This window comes from Paenibacillus periandrae, from assembly GCF_022458865.1.
GTDB classification, from domain to species: domain Bacteria; phylum Bacillota; class Bacilli; order Paenibacillales; family NBRC-103111; genus Paenibacillus_S; species Paenibacillus_S periandrae.
Map to the genome: position 1 here is coordinate 1 of NZ_JAJNMU010000091.1, position 1169 is coordinate 1169.

Below are 1169 nucleotides of genomic sequence, written 5' to 3' on the forward strand. Positions count from 1 at the left end.
ACACTTGCACCGGTGAACATCGTCGAGTTATAAAAATCCACGTACAATTGTATTTTCGCATTTGACAGTTGAACGATATTAAAACTCCCGCTGACGTGGAACTTTTTATTAGGTTCGGCACTGATTGTTTGAACGACCCCCACCGCGCCATTGGCCGCAATTCCTGATCCGATGATCTTTTGCGCATGTTCGCTCGCTGATATTGGACTTACTTCATAGCTGCCGTTTGCCCCCCACTTATACTCTTCCCACTTGTTTGCCACCCCGTTACTTCCTTGATATGTTTCAAATGATCCATTAGTTAATAAATTATCACTTTTTCTGACACTTAATAAATTCCCATTGGCATCGTATGAATAATTAATAGAACCCAGTGAGGATATTGAATCAGTTAAAATTCCATTAGAATCATAATTATATTTCGATTCTGCCATTGCTAAACTTGAAAGGAATATTACCATAAAATACATAATTAAAAGATGCAAACATATTCGTTTCACAATTAAAAGCCTCCTGAGTTACTAATAATGAATGATAATTTTGTATATGCCAGTAAAGCATAAATCATTTTGGATAAGTGTAAATATACTGTGATTATTACGCTAGAGGCAGTTAAGGAAATTTGCTATTTCAAAAAATGAGTTGATCGATTTGACATATTCTCTTTAGCGCTTTCATGAAATCAATTAAAGATGTAGACTTCAAATTTGATTTTCTGGGCCTTTGATTCTGATGTTCCACCGTCGACCACTTCACTGATTTCTGAGACTCCCGGACTTGCTTCTAATCGGCTGATGTATGCTCAGCAGCACAGCCATCATCGCATCACCCTGGTTACGTTACGTTTTGGGTTCGTATCCATCCCTTAATACTTGAATATCATCTATGAGCACAGCTCCTCCATAGTGCATTCCCCCAGTTTAATTGGTAGTCGTTATTTATTTTTCTATCAATCTCTTCACTAAATTACCATTGTTATCGTATTCGAATTTTATTTTAGTGCCTGAGTCTGAATTTACAGATTGAAGCTGATTGGAACAATCATAAAAGTAACTATGAACCTTCGTAACCTGGATATCATCAATCGACAACCCTCCACCCTGATTCATTCCCCAGAGTAACCGGTATTTGTTTTTCGATCCCGTCGTGAAGGTCACCACTTTACTCCC

Annotated in this window: 2 protein-coding genes; both read right to left on the minus strand. The window is 37.7% G+C overall.

What is annotated here, in order from left to right:
* The coding region (locus LRL21_RS44650; RefSeq protein ID WP_240422193.1) for an RHS repeat domain-containing protein at positions 1-500 on the minus strand (500 nt) is incomplete at its 3' end.
* A gap of 438 nt (positions 501-938) precedes the next feature.
* The coding region (locus tag LRL21_RS44655) for an RHS repeat domain-containing protein (RefSeq protein ID WP_240422194.1) at positions 939-1169 on the minus strand (231 nt) is incomplete at its 5' end.